The sequence below is a fragment of the Prevotella sp. S7-1-8 genome (assembly GCF_000758925.1).
In the GTDB taxonomy this organism is placed as follows: Bacteria; Bacteroidota; Bacteroidia; order Bacteroidales; family Bacteroidaceae; genus Prevotella.
This window is the reverse complement of record NZ_JRNC01000083.1, coordinates 1-551: the sequence shown is the minus strand read 5'-3', so window position 1 is coordinate 551 and position 551 is coordinate 1. Positions and strand designations below refer to the sequence as shown.

Here is a 551-nt window from a genome sequence, read left to right as displayed (position 1 = left end):
AACAGGCACACATGTCGGTTACAGACCAAAATCAAAACAAGGAATCAAAACAAGTCAAACATAAAATCAGATAGAGAAATGAAAAAGAAAACAATGATGAATGACAAAGACCTTTCGTGGTTCTTGGGTATGGAAGATGAAACAGAGAACGAATCTACTTCACAAGAAGCAACTGCGGTTCCTGAAAGAGAAAGACGAACAAACAAGCAGGACACAGAGAATACCATGCACTCCGAGCCTGCACGGAACACTGAGAGTGCAACTATTCAAAGACGCATCAGTGCCAAAATGAGAAAGGAAACGCTCGAATCCTACAAGCAGGCCTACCTTGTTCCAACAAAACTAAGCAACCGAAAAGCGGTCTATCTAAGCCGAGAAACGCAGGAGCATGCCGACTTCATCGTGCGTAGATTGGGCGACAGGGGCAGCAACCTTTCAAGTTTCGTGGAAAACATCGTGCGCCTCCATCTGGAGGAGTACGGTGAAGACATAGAGAAATGGAGGAGATTGTAAATCACAGGAAAAGGGCCGAGGACTTTTGGGAAAAGGGA

The 551-nt window shown here is 45.0% G+C and carries 1 protein-coding gene; it reads left to right on the top strand.

Annotation, left to right across the window (positions count from 1 at the left end; genetic code table 11):
• Positions 1-78 precede the first annotated feature (78 nt).
• Positions 79-513 carry a DUF3408 domain-containing protein gene (locus HMPREF1640_RS11190; RefSeq protein WP_036894829.1) on the top strand — a complete coding sequence of 145 codons (435 nt, stop codon included), beginning with the start codon at positions 79-81 and terminating at the stop codon, positions 511-513.
• Positions 514-551 lie beyond the last annotated feature (38 nt).